The 18229-nt window shown below is 39.5% G+C and carries 14 protein-coding genes and 2 tRNA genes; 8 read left to right on the top strand and 8 right to left on the bottom strand.

The window, feature by feature from the left end; all coding sequences use genetic code 11:
• Positions 1 to 154: 154 nt before the first annotated feature.
• The 5 genes from BCU91_RS06525 to thrS form a co-directional block, all read right to left on the bottom strand.
• On the bottom strand, positions 155 to 724 hold the full coding sequence (locus BCU91_RS06525) for a GNAT family N-acetyltransferase (RefSeq protein ID WP_102531143.1): 570 nt from the start codon (positions 722 to 724) through the stop codon (positions 155 to 157).
• Positions 725 to 823: 99 nt separating this feature from the next.
• Entirely contained in the window at positions 824 to 1183 is a 360-nt protein-coding gene (gene rplT, locus BCU91_RS06520) for a 50S ribosomal protein L20 (protein ID WP_076540889.1), read from the bottom strand.
• Positions 1184 to 1201: 18 nt separating this feature from the next.
• Positions 1202 to 1396, bottom strand: coding sequence for a 50S ribosomal protein L35 (gene rpmI / locus BCU91_RS06515; RefSeq protein ID WP_055023949.1), 195 nt, complete (start codon positions 1394 to 1396; stop codon positions 1202 to 1204).
• An 89-nt stretch (positions 1397 to 1485) separates the two neighbouring features.
• On the bottom strand, positions 1486 to 2028 hold the full coding sequence (gene infC, locus BCU91_RS06510; protein WP_076540890.1) for a translation initiation factor IF-3: 543 nt from the start codon (positions 2026 to 2028) through the stop codon (positions 1486 to 1488).
• A 3-nt stretch (positions 2029 to 2031) separates the two neighbouring features.
• Complete coding sequence (gene thrS, locus BCU91_RS06505) at positions 2032 to 3960, bottom strand: threonine--tRNA ligase (protein WP_102435423.1); 1929 nt, start codon at positions 3958 to 3960, stop codon at positions 2032 to 2034.
• Positions 3961 to 4346: 386 nt separating this feature from the next.
• Between thrS and BCU91_RS06500 the strand changes: the two genes are divergently transcribed.
• Positions 4347 to 4547: a CPXCG motif-containing cysteine-rich protein gene (locus tag BCU91_RS06500; RefSeq protein WP_102435425.1), complete on the top strand. Its 201-nt coding sequence runs from the start codon at positions 4347 to 4349 to the stop codon at positions 4545 to 4547.
• A gap of 66 nt (positions 4548 to 4613) precedes the next feature.
• Here BCU91_RS06500 and BCU91_RS06495 read toward each other — a convergent pair whose 3' ends face one another.
• The gene (locus BCU91_RS06495) at positions 4614 to 5231 is read right to left on the bottom strand and encodes a riboflavin synthase subunit alpha (protein ID WP_102476776.1); all 618 of its coding nucleotides are present in this window, start codon (positions 5229 to 5231) and stop codon (positions 4614 to 4616) included.
• Between the two features lie 29 nt (positions 5232 to 5260).
• On the opposite strand from BCU91_RS06495, the gene BCU91_RS06490 reads away from it, so the two are divergent.
• The 3 genes from BCU91_RS06490 (at position 5261) to BCU91_RS06480 (ending at position 7014) form a co-directional block, all read left to right on the top strand.
• A complete protein-coding gene (locus BCU91_RS06490) occupies positions 5261 to 6631 on the top strand; it encodes an MATE family efflux transporter (protein ID WP_102531142.1) in 1371 nt (456 codons plus the stop codon).
• Between the two features lie 203 nt (positions 6632 to 6834).
• Positions 6835 to 6911, top strand: a tRNA-Val gene (locus BCU91_RS06485).
• A gap of 26 nt (positions 6912 to 6937) precedes the next feature.
• A tRNA-Val gene (locus BCU91_RS06480) sits at positions 6938 to 7014 on the top strand.
• A 599-nt stretch (positions 7015 to 7613) separates the two neighbouring features.
• Here the strand turns inward: BCU91_RS06480 and galE are convergent.
• The gene (gene galE, locus BCU91_RS06475) at positions 7614 to 8642 is read right to left on the bottom strand and encodes a UDP-glucose 4-epimerase GalE (protein ID WP_102531141.1); all 1029 of its coding nucleotides are present in this window, start codon (positions 8640 to 8642) and stop codon (positions 7614 to 7616) included.
• 434 nt (positions 8643 to 9076) lie between these two features.
• Here galE and BCU91_RS06470 point away from each other — a divergent pair, with 434 nt between their 5' ends.
• The 3 genes from BCU91_RS06470 to BCU91_RS06460 all read left to right on the top strand — a co-directional run bounded on the left by BCU91_RS06470 (position 9077) and on the right by BCU91_RS06460 (position 15013).
• Complete coding sequence (locus tag BCU91_RS06470; RefSeq protein WP_102435464.1) at positions 9077 to 10276, top strand: efflux RND transporter periplasmic adaptor subunit; 1200 nt, start codon at positions 9077 to 9079, stop codon at positions 10274 to 10276.
• Positions 10277 to 10278: 2 nt separating this feature from the next.
• The gene (locus tag BCU91_RS06465) at positions 10279 to 13476 is read left to right on the top strand and encodes an efflux RND transporter permease subunit (protein WP_102531140.1); all 3198 of its coding nucleotides are present in this window, start codon (positions 10279 to 10281) and stop codon (positions 13474 to 13476) included.
• 235 nt (positions 13477 to 13711) lie between these two features.
• Positions 13712 to 15013 carry an ectonucleotide pyrophosphatase/phosphodiesterase gene (locus BCU91_RS06460; RefSeq protein ID WP_102531139.1) on the top strand — a complete coding sequence of 434 codons (1302 nt, stop codon included), beginning with the start codon at positions 13712 to 13714 and terminating at the stop codon, positions 15011 to 15013.
• A gap of 50 nt (positions 15014 to 15063) precedes the next feature.
• On the opposite strand, the gene BCU91_RS06455 is transcribed toward BCU91_RS06460, so the two are convergent.
• Entirely contained in the window at positions 15064 to 15312 is a 249-nt protein-coding gene (locus tag BCU91_RS06455) for a YdcH family protein (protein ID WP_102476762.1), read from the bottom strand.
• 332 nt (positions 15313 to 15644) lie between these two features.
• Here BCU91_RS06455 and BCU91_RS06450 point away from each other — a divergent pair, with 332 nt between their 5' ends.
• Positions 15645 to 17906, top strand: coding sequence for a tetratricopeptide repeat protein (locus BCU91_RS06450; protein WP_102531138.1), 2262 nt, complete (start codon positions 15645 to 15647; stop codon positions 17904 to 17906).
• Positions 17907 to 18229 lie beyond the last annotated feature (323 nt).

Below are 18229 nucleotides of genomic sequence, written 5' to 3'. Positions count from 1 at the left end.
TACACATAGTGAGCTAGTAGCGACAAGCCATCCATTATTGTGATGGCTTTTTTATTGTTTGTATTTTATCGATGTGAATAACACAGGTGAAGGCTGTTGTTCATACAGTTGACCAGTTTTTGTTTAACACTATTACTGCGCATTACTCATTTTTTTAATGGTTAACTTTCAAACTGTATATTACAACTTCAGTTTTGCCATTAACATCTGAATGAAACTGCTGACAGATAAATTCCATTCCTATTTTCTTCATAATTTTAATTGAACCTAAATTATCCTTATCCGCTATTGCTGTAAAACGTTCAATAATTGGTTGTTCCTCTACCAATAATTTAATCACTGCTTTGGCGCTTTCTGTCGCATAACCTTTCCCCCAAGCTGATTGTTTGAATCGCCAACCAATTTCAAGATTATTAAATTCAGGGGTCTCACTGAAAAAGCCCATGGGCCTAATCAATATCCAACCAACAAAGTTATCACGACTATCAACAGTATCTAGTTCTCGCTTTTCAAACACCTTCCAAAAGCCCCACCCTTTGGATGGCGTTAAATAACTTGCCAAACGTGGTATAGAAATATGTTCTATATCAGATTTTGAGGTAGGTTTTCCGCCGTTTATATATTTCATCACATCGGGATCTTGGTCTAGATCGTAAAGTAAATCGGCATCATCAAGCGTCATAATAGCAATTGATAATCTGTCTGTTGCTAACTGGGTTTTCATAACACCTACTTCCAATAAGTCAAACACAATGGCAAGATTCTAAATTTTAGATATAAAAAAAGGAACCCTAAGGTTCCTTTTTTAAAGAATAATAACTAATTACTTAGCTAAAGCTTCTTTTGCTTTTTCAACTAAAATTGTGAAAACAACTTTGTCGAATACAGCGATGTCAGCCAAAATTTTACGATCGATTTCGATCGAAGCTTTTTTAAGACCGTTAATGAAACGGCTATAAGAAAGACCATTTTGACGAGATGCCGCATTGATACGTGCAATCCAAAGTTGACGGAATTGACGTTTCTTTTGACGACGGTCACGGTAAGCATATTGACCAGCTTTAGTTACTGCTTGAACAGCAACACGGAAAGTACGAGAGCGAGCTCCGTAATAACCTTTGGCTAATTTAAGTACTTTCTTGTGACGAGCACGAGCGGTTACACCACGCTTAACTCTAGGCATTGTTCATATCTCCTTTAATTAAGCGTATGGTAGTTGACGTGCAATTGCTGGCACATCAGACTTAGCTACTAAACATTTAGCACGTAAGTGACGTTTACGCTTAGTGCTCTTTTTTGTCAAAATATGACGTAAGTGTGCCTGTTTGCGCTTGAAACCATTAGCGGTTTTTCTGAAGCGTTTTTGGACACCCTTATCTGTTTTCATTTTAGGCATTGCTAAAACTCCGCATTGGGACATTAATAAAACGTAAGGCGAGCAAAACCCTCAAAAAGGACTTTGCTACTTTTTAATTGGTTGCCCTACTATTTCTTTTTAGGTGCTAGGACCATAACTGCTTGTCGACCTTCCATTTTCGGGAAAGATTCAACAACAGCATATGTTTCCAAATCTGCTTTGATACGGTTCAAAAGATCCATACCTAAGCTTTGGTGTGCCATTTCGCGACCACGGAAACGCAGCGTAATTTTCGCTTTGTCCCCATCTTCTAGAAAACGAATCAGGTTGCGTAGTTTTACCTGATAGTCGTTTTCATCAGTGCCAGGACGGAATTTAATTTCCTTCAGCTGGACCTGTTTCTGCTTCTTCTTTTGTTCTTTTTGAGCTTTCGCTTTATCAAAAAGGAACTTACCGTAGTCCATAATGCGACAGACCGGAGGCTCAGCGTTAGGACTAATTTCAACCAGGTCTACACCTGCTTCATCAGCTAATTCTTGAGCCTGTGAAATACTTACGATTCCAACAGATTCGCCTTCGATATCCGATAGACGAACTTCTGGTACGCCAGTGATTTCTTCGTTAATACGATTAGGGGCTGGCTGTCGCCCTGCTGCTCTCTTGATCTTTATGACCTATTCCTCCAACAAAATTAGACTACGGCTCGAAATTTGTTTTTGTATCTTGGCAATAAAATCATTGATTTTAATCTTGCCTAAATCGATACCGTCACGTGTTCGTACCGCAACTTCCTTATTTTCTATCTCTTGATCACCAACGACCAATAAATAAGGTACACGCTTTAACGTATGTTCACGTATTTTAAAGCCTATTTTCTCATTCCTCAAGTCTTTAGATGCTCGAATGCCACTTTCTTTGAAAGTTTTAACAATTTCATCTACATAATCAGACTGTTTATCAGTAATGTTCATAACAATTACTTGCACTGGTGCAAGCCATGTCGGGAATTTACCTGCATACTCTTCAATTAGAATACCGAGGAAGCGCTCAAGTGAGCCTAAAATAGCTCTGTGAATCATAACCGGTGTTTGACGAGTGTTATCTTCAGCAACATAGGTAGCACCTAAACGTGAAGGTAACGCATAATCAAGTTGCACTGTACCACATTGCCACGCACGATCTAAGCAATCATGCAAAGTAAATTCGATTTTTGGGCCATAGAACGCACCTTCACCAGGTAAAATATCAAATTCGATATCATTTGCCTTAAGTGCTTTCTTTAATGCTTCTTCAGCACGATCCCACATATCGTCATCACCAATACGTTTTTCTGGACGAGTTGATAATTTAACGACGATATTTTCAAATCCAAACGTACCGTATGTGTCATACACCATTTGAATACATTCACTGACTTGTTCTTGAACTTGGTCATCGGTACAGAATACGTGTGCGTCATCTTGAGTAAAGCCACGAACGCGCATTAGGCCATGTAAAGAACCTGATGGTTCGTTACGATGACAACAACCAAACTCAGCCATTTTTAATGGCAAATCACGGTAAGACTTCAACCCTTGGTTAAAGATCTGTACGTGTCCCGGACAGTTCATAGGCTTAATCGCATATTCACGGTTTTCACTGTTCGTTGTGAACATCGCATCAGCGTATTTGTCCCAATGGCCAGAGCGTTCCCACAAGTTACGATCCATCATTAATGGACCTTTAACTTCTTGGTAAGTGTATTGCCCTAGTTTTTGACGAATAAACTTCTCAAGCTCTAAATATAAGCTCCAACCATCATTGTGCCAAAACACCATTCCTGGCGCTTCTTCTTGCATATGATAAAGGTCTAACTGTTTACCAATTTTACGGTGGTCACGTTTAGCCGCTTCTTCAAGACGGTTTAAATGTACTTTAAGAGCTTTTTTGTCTGCCCAAGCAGTACCGTAAACACGTTGTAGCATTTTATTGTCAGAGTTACCGCGCCAGTATGCACCAGCAACACTCATTAACTTAAAGTTTTGACAGAACTTCATGTTAGGTACATGAGGTCCACGACACATATCAATATATTCTTCGTGATGGTAAAGCGCTGGGGTTGCATCTTTGCTGATATTTTCATCTAAGATTGCAATTTTGTATTCTTCACCACGAGCTTCGAACGTATCACGGGCTTCTTGCCAAGAAACCACTTTCTTAACAACGCTATAATTTGTTTTAGCTAATGCTTGCATACGTTTTTCTAACGCATCGATATCTTCTTGAGTAAGCTTGTGATCTAAATCGATATCGTAGTAAAAGCCATTATCAATAACTGGACCGATTGCCATTTTAGTTTCAGGCCACATTTGCTTAATAGCATGACCTAATAAGTGCGCACAAGAATGGCGAAGGATTTCAACACCCTCTTCATTTTTAGCCGTAATGATTGAAAGTTCTGAATCTGTGGTAATTAAATCACAAGCATCAACGAGTTCACCGTTCACACGACCAGCAATACACGCTTTAGCTAAACCAGGACCGATGTCGGCAGCGACATCTAAAGTAGAAACAGAATCGGCAAACTCACGTTTGCTGCCATCAGGCAAAGTAATAATAGGCATTTCATTTCCTTATCCAGTGGTGACCCACACGTAGGGCCACTTGGTAATTAATATATAAAAGAAATGCCACCAAACATCAGACATTACAGGAGTCTGAGTCATAAGTGGCATGAATACGCATTGTATGTGAAAAGGCCTTTTGCAAGCAAGCTAACTCAGTCGCAAAATTGAATAAAACACCATCACAACAGCTTTTTACACTTCTTGGATGACTCGATTAACTTTTAATAGCCAATGCAGCTGCTACCTCAACTGACAACTTTGGCATTACGCGAGTTTTACTAATGTTTACTATACTTAATTCCAAGCTCAATCCTGCTTGCTGCTAAACGGTTAAAGGTTTTTTAGTTTTGCAAATGCTTTAATGTTAAATACTGGGGGAAGTTATGAATTTAGTCAGCCGAGTAATAAGTTGTCCACATTGCGGCCATAATCAACATGTTCATATTGATACTAGTTGTGGAGATCAAGAGTATTATGATGATTGTCGAGTTTGCTGCAATCCAATCCATATGCGATTGCAAGTAAACGATTCAAATAGAACCATTCAATTATTTATAGATTCTGATGATGAACAGTTCTATTAACAGTTGAACATGTAAAAACCTGCTTTAATAGGCTTAGAATGTGTCATCAATCTAAGCCTTTGTAGGCTATTTTAGCAATGATTTTTTAGCTAAAATTCTTTCTACTGTATCGACTATAACTTGAGTTTGACTATCGATTTCGATATTGATTTTGTCACCCAGTTTGCAGTCACTCAAATTAGTTAATTTGAGCGTTTCTGGGATCAAATGTAACTTGAACTGGTCTTGATCAATCTCTCCTACCGTTAAACTGCATCCATTGACGCCAATAAAACCTTTATAGAAGATATAATCCATCCATTTAGCCGGTACTGTTAATGTTAAATTGTAATGCTCATCGGTATGACTTATGTGGGTAATTGTTGCCATGGTATGAACATGACCTGATAAAATGTGGCCACCTATCTCTTTTCCGAAGGTCAAAGAACGTTCAATATTGATTTTGTCACCCGGTTCAATAAAATTTAAGTTTGTTAGCTGTAAGGTCTCTTCCATTACATCAAAATAAACTCTATTATTCACCAGCTTTGTGACCGTTAAACAAACACCGTTATTTGCCACACTCGCACCAGTTTCTAAACCATGCTGTAGCTCTTCTGGAATATTAACTTCAAATGTTTTTAAACCACTCTGTGCTTTAATTGTAATAACATCACACGTCGCTTGTACGATACCAGTAAACATATTTGTGCTCTTTAGTTGAAGGTTTTTAAATGAATAACACAGGCTTTCAGGCCAAAAAATTAATCCAACTGGCAATGCCAGTATTAATTGCTCAAGTTACCCAAACAATGATGGGATTTATCGATACTGTTATGGCCGGTAGAGTCAGCGCTGTCGATATGGCTGCAGTCGCGATTGGTACCAGCTTATGGTTACCTGCTTTATTGTTTGTGCAAGGGCTACTGTTGGCATTTACACCAGTGTTTGCCCATCATCACGGCGCTAATAATCCAAAAGCAATCCAACCCTTGATGTCGCAAGCATTCTATATTGCCATAATTGGCAGTGTTGGTGTGTTGTTGTTCCTCTCATTTGCTAAAACTATTTTTACCATGATGGCTTTAGAACCTGAATTAGCCGAGTTAAGTGCAGGCTATTTACATGGTTTTATGTGGGGTGTACCTGCATTTATTTTGTACCAAATACTACGGGGCTGCTCTGAAGGCATCTCTTATACATTACCGACGATGGTTATTGGCTTTGTCGGTCTTGCGGTTAATATCCCTGCCAACTATATCTTTATCTATGGTCATTTCGGGGTCCCTGCGATGGGCGGTGCTGGTTGTGGTATTGCAACTGCATTAGTGTTCTGGGCTATGTTATTTGCCATGATGATATACATGCAACTTCACAAGAAATTTGCTGAGATAGCGCCATTTTCGACATTAAATAAGCCAAATTGGAAAACCATTTGGGAAATGATCAAGCATGGCACCCCTATTGCTATGGCTTTATTTTTTGAAGTCAGTCTATTTGCAGTTATAGCTTTATTGCTCGCCCCCCTTGGTGCTAACGTTGTTGCAGGCCATCAAATTGCCCTAAACTTCTCATCTATTGTATTTATGTTGCCATTATCAATCGGTATTGCCGTTTCGATTAGAGTGGGTTATTACCTAGGGCAAGATAAATTAGAAATATCAAAACTGGTGACAAAAATCGGGCTAATCATTGCATTCTCATTAGCAGTGGTAACGGCAATCATTACTGTATCGTTCAAAACTGAAATAGCCCTCCTTTATAATAATAACCCTGAAGTCGTTGCGCTAGCGGGTAGCTTAATGTTCCTTGCAGCTTTATACCAATTATCTGATTCTATCCAAGTTGTGGCTGCTGGCGCTCTTCGCGGTTATAAAGACACTAAGAGTGCCTTTTATATTACTTTAGTGTCTTACTGGGCCATTGGCATGACACTTGGCTATATACTTGCGCGTACAGATATCATTGTACCTGCGATGGGCGCACATGGCTTTTGGATAGGCTTAATCGCGGGCTTAACCAGTGCTGCAGTGTTATTTGCATTACGACTTATTTATATTCAAAAGAATGCTAATTTCAAAGCAGTATTAGAAGATAGAAGTTAATTTTAACTAGTCGTTATAAAATTTGAACGAGATGAGCATGCTGATAATGTTTAAAAAAAACACGCCTACGCTGCTATATGACTCAATTTGCACAGCAAATCGCCACTCGTTCATATTTTTGATTTTTTTGCTTGCATCAAAACGCGTATCCCGTAATATATCGCTCGTCCCAACGATGAAGTCTTTTATCAACGTTGAACGATACAACTGTAGCTCAGCTGGTTAGAGCACCACCTTGACATGGTGGGGGTCGGTGGTTCGAATCCACTCAGTTGTACCATTTTTTTTGAGATTGCTAAACACAATACAACCGTAGCTCAGTTGGTTAGAGCACTACCTTGACATGGTAGGGGTCGGTGGTTCGAATCCACTCGGTTGTACCAATTTCTATTCTAAATTCTTGTTTTATATCCCCAAGTTAAATACCATAACATACCTAGTTTGTGCCTTGTTTAAATATTGTTGTGTCACCACTTTCTAATTTTATCTTCTAAATTCAAATAATGAAATCAAGTTAATATCTATATTGGCTAGTTTGTTTGATACAAAACCTCTAACTAAAACACTATAAATAAACTTGTGCCCACTTTGTGCCAGGATAATTCTTCACAGCTTTTATTTCTGAACAGAGAAGTGACCACCACCGAATCCTGTGCTAAAGAAAAACTAACAAGTAAGTTTCATGATAATTTAAAATAATCTTTTAATTCTTCAAGACGTACTGAACATGCACCCATCTAGATGCAGGGATTATTGAAAAATACCCTTTAAAAAGATCCTACAAATCAACTTTTCCTTTGCCACTACACAGAAATAAAAATGTCACTCTAATTGTAATATAGAGTGACATAATGGTGAGTCTTTTTAAGGGTGACACATTTGTTTGAAACGTTCTTTAGAACAGACTTAACGCCTACCCTGTTGAATATGTAAACTACCTAAATAGAGCTAATAAATTCTATTTCAAAAACAAATGCAAAGGTTACTCTTTATCATAACCATTAGGATTAGCTGATTGCCAGCGCCAGGTATCAACCATCATTTGATCTAAACTGCGCTTTGCTTGCCAATTCAATTGTTGATTAGCTTTTTGGGCATTGGCCCAAAATGCAGCTAAATCCCCTGCGCGTCTTGGACTAACTTCATAAGGGATAGGTTTTTCAACCGCCTTTTCAAACGCTGAAACAATATCAAATACCGATACGCCATTACCTGTACCTAAGTTAAATGCCTCAACACCAGTAAAGCTGGTATTATTGTCTAACCAGTTCATTGCTGCAACATGCCCTTCAGCCAAATCCATTACATGCAGATAGTCACGTTCACAGGTACCATCTTTTGTTGGATAATCAGCGCCAAAAATACTCAGCTTGTCACGTTTGCCCACCATAACTTGAGCAACATAAGGCAGTAGATTGTTAGGAATACCTTTAGGCGACTCACCAATTTGGCCGCTTTCATGGGCTCCAATTGGATTAAAGTAACGCAATGAAACTCCTCTAAAATTGCTGTTTGATGCCGCAAAATCTGCCATCACCCGTTCGACCATTACTTTAGTTGCCCCATAAGGGCTTGAAGGTGTACCTAACTTCATGGTCTCAACATAAGGCACATCATTTTCTTCGCCATAAACGGTCGCAGATGAGCTAAAGATAAAGTTATGAACATTATGTTCGGCCATGGCTTCCAATAAACACACAGAGCCGTGAACATTATTTTGATAGTACTCAAGTGGAATTTGCGCTGATTCACCGACCGCTTTAAGGGCTGCAAAATGGATCACGGTTTGAATATCAAATTGCTCAAAAACTGCGGTTAAAGCCTGTTTGTCACGAATGTCACCTTCTATAAAAATTACCGATTTCCCAGTTAATGCCTCTACTCGCCTAATTGACTCAATATTTGAATTAAACAGGTTATCAAAAACAACGACATTACAATTGTTTTCTAGCAGAGATAACACTGTATGTGAGCCGATATAGCCAGCACCACCGGTAACTAATACGTTCATTACTGTTCCTTGTGTGAAAGATAAAAATGAGCATTTATAATCAGTGATTTTGAACCTTAGCACTCAAAATTACTATTAAAAATTAGCTTCATGAGCGTAAATCAGCACAATATGTTAATGAATGTGGTTTTATTACCTATTTTTTTCCTTACCAGCCTCACATTTAAACCCGGTGTATACATTTACAACCTTGCCAATACTTATGTGACAAGCTCGTTTAACGTTATGAATCACTATCAAAAAATGGGACTTTATATGCACAATTGTCGCTATAGGTAATAAGTAAACTGTCAGTCTCGAAACATTTGAAACATTAAATTACACATTGTTACCACTTACAGTTAACAGTTTTATTAACATCTCCATATAATGTCGATAACTCATTTGCACACAAGCGCGAAAGGTTTGTGTTATCTCTTCAAAAAGGATGTCCCGTGGCGACCACAATGCAAAAAGTATTTCCTTTCTTAATTATAGGTTCTGGCATTGCCATAACAGCGGCGTTAGTTGCCATGAAGCAACCACCCGAAGAAAAACCACCAGTAGACACGACCCCGCTTGTATCAGTACAAAGCATTGAATATAAGCCAATGACATTTACGGTTAGCTCTTATGGGGTTGTTAACCCTAAGTATCAAACTGAATTAGTGGCACAAGTGAATGGTGAAATCACCTACCTTGCAGAAGCCTTTGTAAAAGGAGGCTTCGTCAAAAAAGGCCAGATACTCGCCAAAATAGATCCAAGTGATTACGAATCAGCATTACTTGATGCACAAGCTGAACTGGCATCAGCTAAATCAAACCTAGTGCTAGAAAAAGCCACTGCAGCAGTAGCCGAACGTGAATGGGCTGAGATTACCGATAGTAAACCTAGCGATTTAAGTTTACGTAAACCTCAATTAGCCAAAGAAATCGCTAAGTTGAAAAGTGCTGAAGCCGGCTTACATCGTGCCCAACGTAATTTAGAACGTTCAGTGATTAAAGCACCTTATGATTCGTTAATCGCCAGTCGTAATATTGGCTTAGGCACTTATGTTGGCAATGGCGCATCAATTGGCACCTTGTATAACACTGAAATTGCTGAAGTACGTTTGCCACTTGCAGATAAAGAAATGCAATATCTAGACAGAAAAGGCGCTAATGCTGAAGTAAGTTTGGTGGGTAACTTCGCCGGTGAAAAACAGCAATGGCAAGGCACGATTGTCCGCAGCGAAGGTGTGATTGATAGTAAGAGTCGTATGACTTATTTAGTCGCTGAAATAAATGACCCTTATGCACTTAAAGGTAACCATAAAGAATTACGCTTTGGCACCTATGTCACAGCACATATTGGTGGCACACAAGCTGGCAGCGTTGCAATTATTCCCCGCCACCTGATTGTAAACGGTTTAGTTGCGGTCATGGATGCAGAAATGAAACTGCGTTATTTACCCGTTAATATTATTCGCCAAGACGGCAGTAACGTGATTATTTCAAGTGGTTTAGAAGATGGGATGAATATTATTACCTCGGCACTTGATTACCCTATTGAAGGCATGTCAGTAAAGTTACCTGAAGATAAGATTCTCCAGCAAGATGCTATTGAAGGTGACGACATTATTAAATCAGCAATCGCCATCAAAGATAAGGAATAATCATGGAAGACACCCATAAAGGTTTGATTGCTTGGTTTGCCCGCAACAGTGTGGCGGCAAACTTATTAATGATCATCATATTACTTGGTGGCTTACTGACAGCAAACACCATACGTAAGCAATTCTTCCCTGCAGTTGAAATTAACTGGATTGAGTTCAGCGCCGTTTATCCGGGCGCTGCGCCCCAAGAAGTTGAAGAAGGCATTACGGTCAAAATAGAGCAAGCCTTAGAAACGGTTCAGGGCTTGCAGCGGGTTATTACCTATTCTAATCGTAACCAAGCCTCTGGTTATTTCAGAATTGAAGACTCATACGATCCGCAAATTGTATTGGATGAAGTTAAATCAGAAATTGACTCAGTATCAACATTCCCAGCAGGCATGGAGTTTCCGAAAGTTGAGCGCATAAAAATACGCCAAGAAGTGATGTATTTAAGTTTATATGGCGACTTATCTCAACGACAACTCAAAGACTTAGGCGAAAAAATTCATCAAGAAATCATGCAACTGCCTAATGTAAATATTTCAGAATTCTATGGCGGACTTAATTACGAAATCAGTGTCGAAGTCAGTAAAGACAGACTCAGAGAATTTGGTCTTAGTTTTAACGATGTTGCAGAAGCTGTACGTGGTTATTCCCGTAATATGTCAGCGGGACAAATTAAAGCTGAAAATGGCTACATTAACTTACGAGTAGAAAACCAAGCGTATGTCGGATATGAGTTTGAAGATTTACCCTTATTAACCTTGGATGACGGTACTAACTTATTACTGGGAGACGTTGCGACCGTCAACGATGGCTTTGAAGAAGGCATTCAATATTCGAAATTCAATGGCCAAAATGCAGTCACCTTTTTTGTCGGCGCCGCTAAAAACCAAAGTATCACCGATGTTGCCGATACTTTAAAAAAATACGTTACTGACAAACAGGCTATTTTACCAGACGGTGTGACCTTAGAGCCTTGGGTTGATATGACCTACTACCTTGAAGGTCGTTTAGATTTAATGCTCGATAGCATGAAAACAGGCGCATTATTAGTCTTTATCATGCTGGCGTTATTTCTGCGAGTGCGGTTAGCGTTTTGGGTAATGATGGGCTTACCCGTGTGTTTCTTAGGTACGCTATTATTTATGCCAATGGGCTTTATTGATGTCACCATCAATGTCATCAGTTTATTCGCCTTCATACTGGTATTGGGTATTGTGGTCGATGATGCCATTGTGATGGGAGAAAGCGCCCATACTGAATGTGAAGAAAACGGTCAAAATATCGATAGTGTTATTCGCGGGGTTAAACGGGTCGCCATGCCGGCAACCTTTGGGGTATTAACCACCATTGCAGCTTTTTTACCGATCACCTTAGATGACGGCCCTTCATCAGCCTTTGGTCAAGCCATTGGGTTTGTGGTTATTTTGTGCTTAATCTTTTCATTAGTGGAATCAAAGTTAATTTTACCGTCACATTTAGCGCATATGAAAAAACCTAAAGTTGTGCAACCGGGTTCTAAAAATCCGTTAGATTGGTTAAGAAATATCGTTAACTTTATTCAAGGTAAAATTGAAACAAACCTAGCGAATTTTATTGCTAATGTTTACCGCCCTAGTCTAACTGCTGCAGTAAAATACCGTTATTCAGTTATTGCGACCTTTGTGATGTTAATTGTTATTTGCGCAGCCCTTTATATAAGCGGCTTAGTACGCTTTATTGGGCAGCCTAAAATCCCCCATGATTTTCCTCGTATCACCTTGGAAATGAATGTCGATGCCGCTGAAACCGCAACCCTTAATGCCGCCCATGCCATTGAGTCTGCCCTGCGCACAGTAGAGAAAGATCTTGAATCTCAATATGGTCAAGGCATGATTGCTGAGTTACAAGTTGAGCTTCAAGGTCGTACAAAAGCAGAAGTGAGGACAAAACTGGTCGACCCCGAATTAAGACCTATCAATACCTTTGAAGTGGCTGAATTATGGCGCCAAGCGATGCCAAATATCCCAGGAGTTAAATCTTTCACCATCCAAGATAGTTTATTTGGTGGCGGCATGGATGATGGTGATATTAGTTTCCGACTAGAGGGTAACGATGAAGCGCAATTAATTGCTGCATCGAAGGAGTTAAAAGAAAAGTTAGGTACTTTAAAAGGGGTGAGTGACATTAATGACAGTCGTCAATCCTCTGCCAAAGAAGTGCAATTTGACTTAAAACCTTTAGCCCACAGTTTAGGCCTAACCCTGGCCAATATTGCTTCACAAGTCGGTAATAGCTTTTACGGACTTGAAGCACAGCGGATTATCCGTAACGGCGAAGAAATCAAGGTGATGCTACGCTACCCAGAAGAGCAACGTAACTCTATCGCCCTCGTTCAGGAGGTGTTGATTAAAACGCCTCAAGGTGCTGAATTACCCCTGTCTGAAGTCGCTAATATAAACGTAGTTCAAGGCGTGAGTAGTATTCGCCGTGAAAATGGTAACCGAACAATTAATGTATGGGCCGCGGTTGATGCTGAACAAGCTGAGCCATTTAAACTCGCCAAAGATATTCGTGATAATTTCATTCCGCAATTATTAGCAAAGTACCCACGCGTACAAAGCGAGGTTTCTGGCAGTATTCAGGAGCAACTTGATAGTGCCGATACCCAAATGCGTGATTTTATTATCTCTATGTTGGTGATTTACAGCTTATTAGCGATACCGCTTAAGTCATACGTGCAACCCTTTATGATAATGTCGGTGATCCCATTTGGTGTCATTGGCTCAATGCTTGGCCATATCATTTTAGGTATTGATTTAAGTGCCCTTTCTGTATTCGGGATTATTGCCGCTGCAGGTGTGGTGGTCAATGACTCACTAGTGATGGTGGATTATGTGAATAATTCCCGTAAACAAGGGGTTAAACTCAATGATGCGGTAATTAACGCTGGTTGCAGACGTTTTAGAGCGATTATGTTGACCTCTTTAACGACCTTTATTGGTCTAGTGCCAATCATGACTGAGACCAGTATGCAGGCACAAATGGTGATACCAATGGCCGTATCACTGGCGTTTGGGGTGTTGTTCGCTACTGTGGTAACACTGTGTTTAATCCCTTGTCTTTATATAGCAATTGAAGATACGCGGATTTTCTTGAGAGGTTCTTGGAGACATTATTTTCCATTAACAGCTGAAGAGCATAAAGCAGAGTTAGCCAGTCAAGCAGTAAAATAATCGGTTAAAAATGTGACCAACTTAAAAGCGAAACAGGATGTTTCGCTTTTTTATTGTTTTAATTTCAGTTAATTGCATTGATAATTAACTAAAATACTTGTTAACTAATCAGCCTGCAAATTATGACACATCATACGATTGTCATCAACACTAACTATGATGGCTAAATTAGATAATAAAAAGAGTTCAAAGTAATTTTTGTCTTCGACTAAATACAATAATAAAGGAAGCAATAATGCGTCAATGGTTAGCATCCAACAGCCTTGCAAGGTTAAAACAACTTAGTAGCAGTATTACTATCGCATTGGTTTTTTTAAGCCATAATATCATGGCAGATGAAACATCATCATTAGGGTCAAATCAGCCCCATAATGTCAATGATAAGCCCTATGTGTTACTGATCTCTATTGATGGTTATAGACATGATTACAATGAAGTTCATCAGCCTAAGTTTCTTAATAACTTTGCCAGCAATGCCGCAACAATAACGCAATTAACTCCGTCATTTCCAACAGTCACCTTCCCTAACCATTTGACACTGGTTACCGGTCTTTATCCCAGTAATCATGGTATTGTTGCTAATCGTTTCTACAACCCCACATTAGGGCGCCATTACGCTTTAAACGACCATGATGCCGTCACCGATGGCCGTTTTTACGCTGGCGTTCCACTTTGGTCTTTAGCTGCCCAACAAGGGATGAAATCAGCTACGTATTTCTGGCCCGGCTCCGAAGCTGAAATAGCGGGTTTTAGACCCACTTATTGGAAACGATATGACGGTAGAGTCGCAAATGAAACCCGTGTCGAGCAAGTTATTGAATGGCTTAAATTACCTGAAACGCAGCGGCCGCAATTTGTGACATTATACTTTTCAGATGTCGATAGCGCAGGTCATCATCACGGGCCGTTATCGCAGCAAACCCATGATGCTGTCAATTACATTGATAAGGTCATTGCTAGCTTAATTGAGCAAGTAAATGCGCTACCTTATGCGGTTAATATTATCATCACATCAGATCACGGTATGGCACAGGTTGCTGATTTTGAGCGTATCTACACAGACAAACTGTTTGCCGATGATGAGGCATTAAAATCTCGATTTAGTTTTATTAATGACGCCGCTTTTTCATTAGTGCGCGCCCATGGCAATAATAAAGACCAAGATTTAATTGCCCTTGAGAAACTAGTTGCTGCGACCGATGGCTTAGCATTTTATAGAAAGGAGTCGATACCTAAGCACCTTGAGTATGACTTTAATCCCGCCATTGGTGATGCGATTTTGGTCACCCATGATCATTACATTACCAGCAGTGATGCAAAACCTGGCGTTAAGGGTAAACATGGCTACTACGCTGAAGTGATGCCGGATATGAATGCCATTTTTTATGCCAACGGCCCGGCTTTTAACCATCAAGCAGAAATTGAGTTAGCTAAAAATATTCATGTTTACCCTTTAATTGCACACATACTTAATTTATCTATTAGTGAACCCATTGATGGCAAACTTGACGTGCTGTCTCCTTTATTAAAGCAATAAAAAAACGGGCAATATCTAATCGATATTGCCCGCTTCTTAAATACATTCTTTTAGCCCTGTTCTGCCAAAGTAATTTGATGATAAAGGGCGTCTTTCATTACTACACGCTGCTGCTTTAACTCATGGATGGATTCGTCTGCGATGGGCGAGTCTCGCATCTCAAGATCCCTAATTTGTTTATCTAACGCATCGTATTTTTTCATTATTTCAGCAAAATCGACATTGCTGCTAATAAGCGAAGTAATCGTATCTATGTGATCTGGAAATTCGTTTCTGAGGGAATGATTTTCACCTAGCATAAAAGCCTCTTATATCCTGTCTTCAATGAGTTAAACGTATCTATGTGTACTTACGCGGTAACGCTAGTCGTTCTCTTATTAAAATGTAGAGCAATTGATATAAAAAACAAGTTACGCCATTTAAATTAACGCTACATTTATCACAAAATAATACTTTGCCATAGAGTTGTAAGATCAAACCTCAATTCGATTATCAAGCCTTTAAGCTGCGTGCAACGTCCAGTCAAAAGTGAAAATGATTAACGAATCATAAATTGTCACACGCTAAGTGTTGGCTAATTGTTAATTTAACTTTACTATGACAATTAATTAGCCTTATCCGTAAATTTAATATGAAATTCAAGCCACTATTTAGTATTAGCTTACTAAGCTTAAGCACCTTTTTTAGTTTTAGCATTTTATTTACGAGTGCTATTGCTTATACCGCTGAGTTTAGTGGCAGCCAAACCTGTGTTGAATGCCACCAGCAACAATACAGCGATTGGCAAGGATCTCATCATGATATGTCTATGGGTCAGGCTACTGCAGATATCGTTCTAGCAAACTTTACCGATCAACAATTTGACTACCAAGGTGAAGTCTCACGCTTTTTTATGAAAGGAAGTGAGTACTGGGTCAATATTAAAGGCCCAGATGGCAAGTTTAACGACTATAAAATTAGCTATACCTTTGGTTATGAACCGTTACAACAATACATGGTTGAATTTGAAAACGGTGCGATACAATTAATCCCTTTTGCGTGGGATAGTCGTAGTAAAGATGAAGGCGGACAACGCTGGTTTTATTTGTATCCTGAAATGGATCCTTACGACGAGTTCTTTTGGACTAATAAAGGCCAAAACTGGAACTACATGTGCGCTGATTGTCACTCAACCAATGTCAAAAAAAACTATAACGTAACAGACAATAGCTTTGACAGTAGTTGGTCAGAAATCAACGTAGCTTGCGAAGCCTGTCATGGTCCCGCCAGTAATCACCTTAAATGGACAAGCGATCAAACTCAGCCATTGGCCCAATTTGGCTTTGATCGTGATTTAACCCCAAAAGTAGGCGCATGGGAATTCACCCAAGGTAAAAAAATCCTCCAGCCAAACAAGATTAAAAGTTCTGCGCAGTTAGCAACCTGCGGTCAATGTCATAGTCGCCGTTCACAGCTTACAGATAGCAATGATAAGGCACATGACCATATCAACAATTTCTATGACAAATATATGCTCAGCAATATTGATGAAAACCTATATTATCCCGATGGTCAAATTTATGATGAAGTGTTTGTATTAGGCTCTTTTAAGCAATCTAAAATGCATATGGCGGGTGTTGTATGCAGTGATTGTCATAATCCCCATAGCAATAAATTAACAGCCCCAGTTGAATCAATTTGTTTTCAATGTCATTTGCCCAGTGAATATAGTGCTGCCAAGCACAGCCAGCATCAACAAGGTAGCGAAGCCGATCAATGTGTTAGCTGTCATATGCCAAAAACCACTTATATGCAAGTTGACCCCCGTGCTGATCATAGCTTTAAAGTCCCAAGGCCTGATTTATCGATAACATTGGGGACGCCTAATGTCTGTAGCCAGTGCCATAATGATAAATCAGCTACTTGGGCAGCTGAAGCTGTTATTAAACAATTTCCAGATTCAACTATCCGCCAACAGCCTGGTTATGCAGAAGCTTTCTATCAAGCAGCGACTAACGATCCAGATAGTAGTGAGCTTTTAACGAAAATTGCTTTAAACCCATTACAACCAGCAATCATTCGCGCCTCTGCGTTCTCAAGATTGGCTAACTTCCCTAGTCAGCAAAGTTATCGTGCTATGGAGCAAGCTGTCACTGATCCTTCTGCGCAAATACGCTCAACGGCTATCTCTGCTTCTGCCGCATTTGAATTTGCCGATCGTTGGCGGTTAATTGCGCCACTGTTAACAGATACGGCTTATGCCATTAGAACTGAAGCGGCAGGCGCCCTAGCCACTAACTGGGAGAATATGACATCAGCGCAGCAGCAATTGCTGCAACCTGCATTAACAGAATACCTCGAAATACAAGCTTATAATGCCGATAGAGGTTTTTCGTGGTTAAACCGCGGTAATGTTTACCTCGCTAAAAGACAGTTCGATAAAGCAGAACAAGCGTATAAACAAGCTATTGTTATTGAGCCAATACTGGCCAGCAGTTATGCCAACCTTGCTGATTTGTATCGAAAATTAGGTAAAGAACAAGCGTCCATGGCGATATTAAAACAAGGGATTACAAATCAGCCGAAAGCGGGCTCATTACGCTATAGCGCAGGGTTGGCTTATTATCGTCAGCAACAATTACCCCAAGCCATAGCGTTATTTAAACAAGCGACTGAGGTTGAACCAAGTAACCCTCAAAATTGGACGGTATTGGGGCTGGCACAAGAAAAAGTCAATCCTGTAGACATGATGAAGTCATTATCTACAGCCTATGAAGTCAGTAATGATCCACAGCATTTATACACATTATGCCAATTTAAAATTAAATATCGCGATCCAAGTACTAATGCTTGTTTAGCGAAATTATCAACCTTAGTACCGCCACAGGTATTGAAACAATTGACTGGCAGTTAACTTAAATAATTATGATGAAATGAGCGTTGAATTTGAGATAAGTCAGCGCGATTTTACTGGTTTTAAACAGCCATAAAGTTAGAAATTGAAATTCACTTTTGCTGTAAATAAAATCAACATCAGACAAGTACGTCCAATAGCTTCTACTTTCATAGTGACTTCTATTTAGCAGCTATCAATCCCCGCAAAAAACTTCAAGACTCAACAGCTCACTATTTGTTCAAATAGCGAAACACTCTATTTTTATGCATGTTCAATAAGCGAACAATGTTTGATCTGTATCAATATACCTATCCCTAACAGATCTATATTTAATAAAGCAG

This window comes from Shewanella sp. 10N.286.52.B9 (assembly GCF_002873635.1).
Lineage (GTDB): Bacteria > Pseudomonadota > Gammaproteobacteria > Enterobacterales > Shewanellaceae > Shewanella.
The sequence above is the reverse complement of the archived record's forward strand: the minus strand, read 5'-3'. Positions and strand labels throughout refer to the sequence as shown.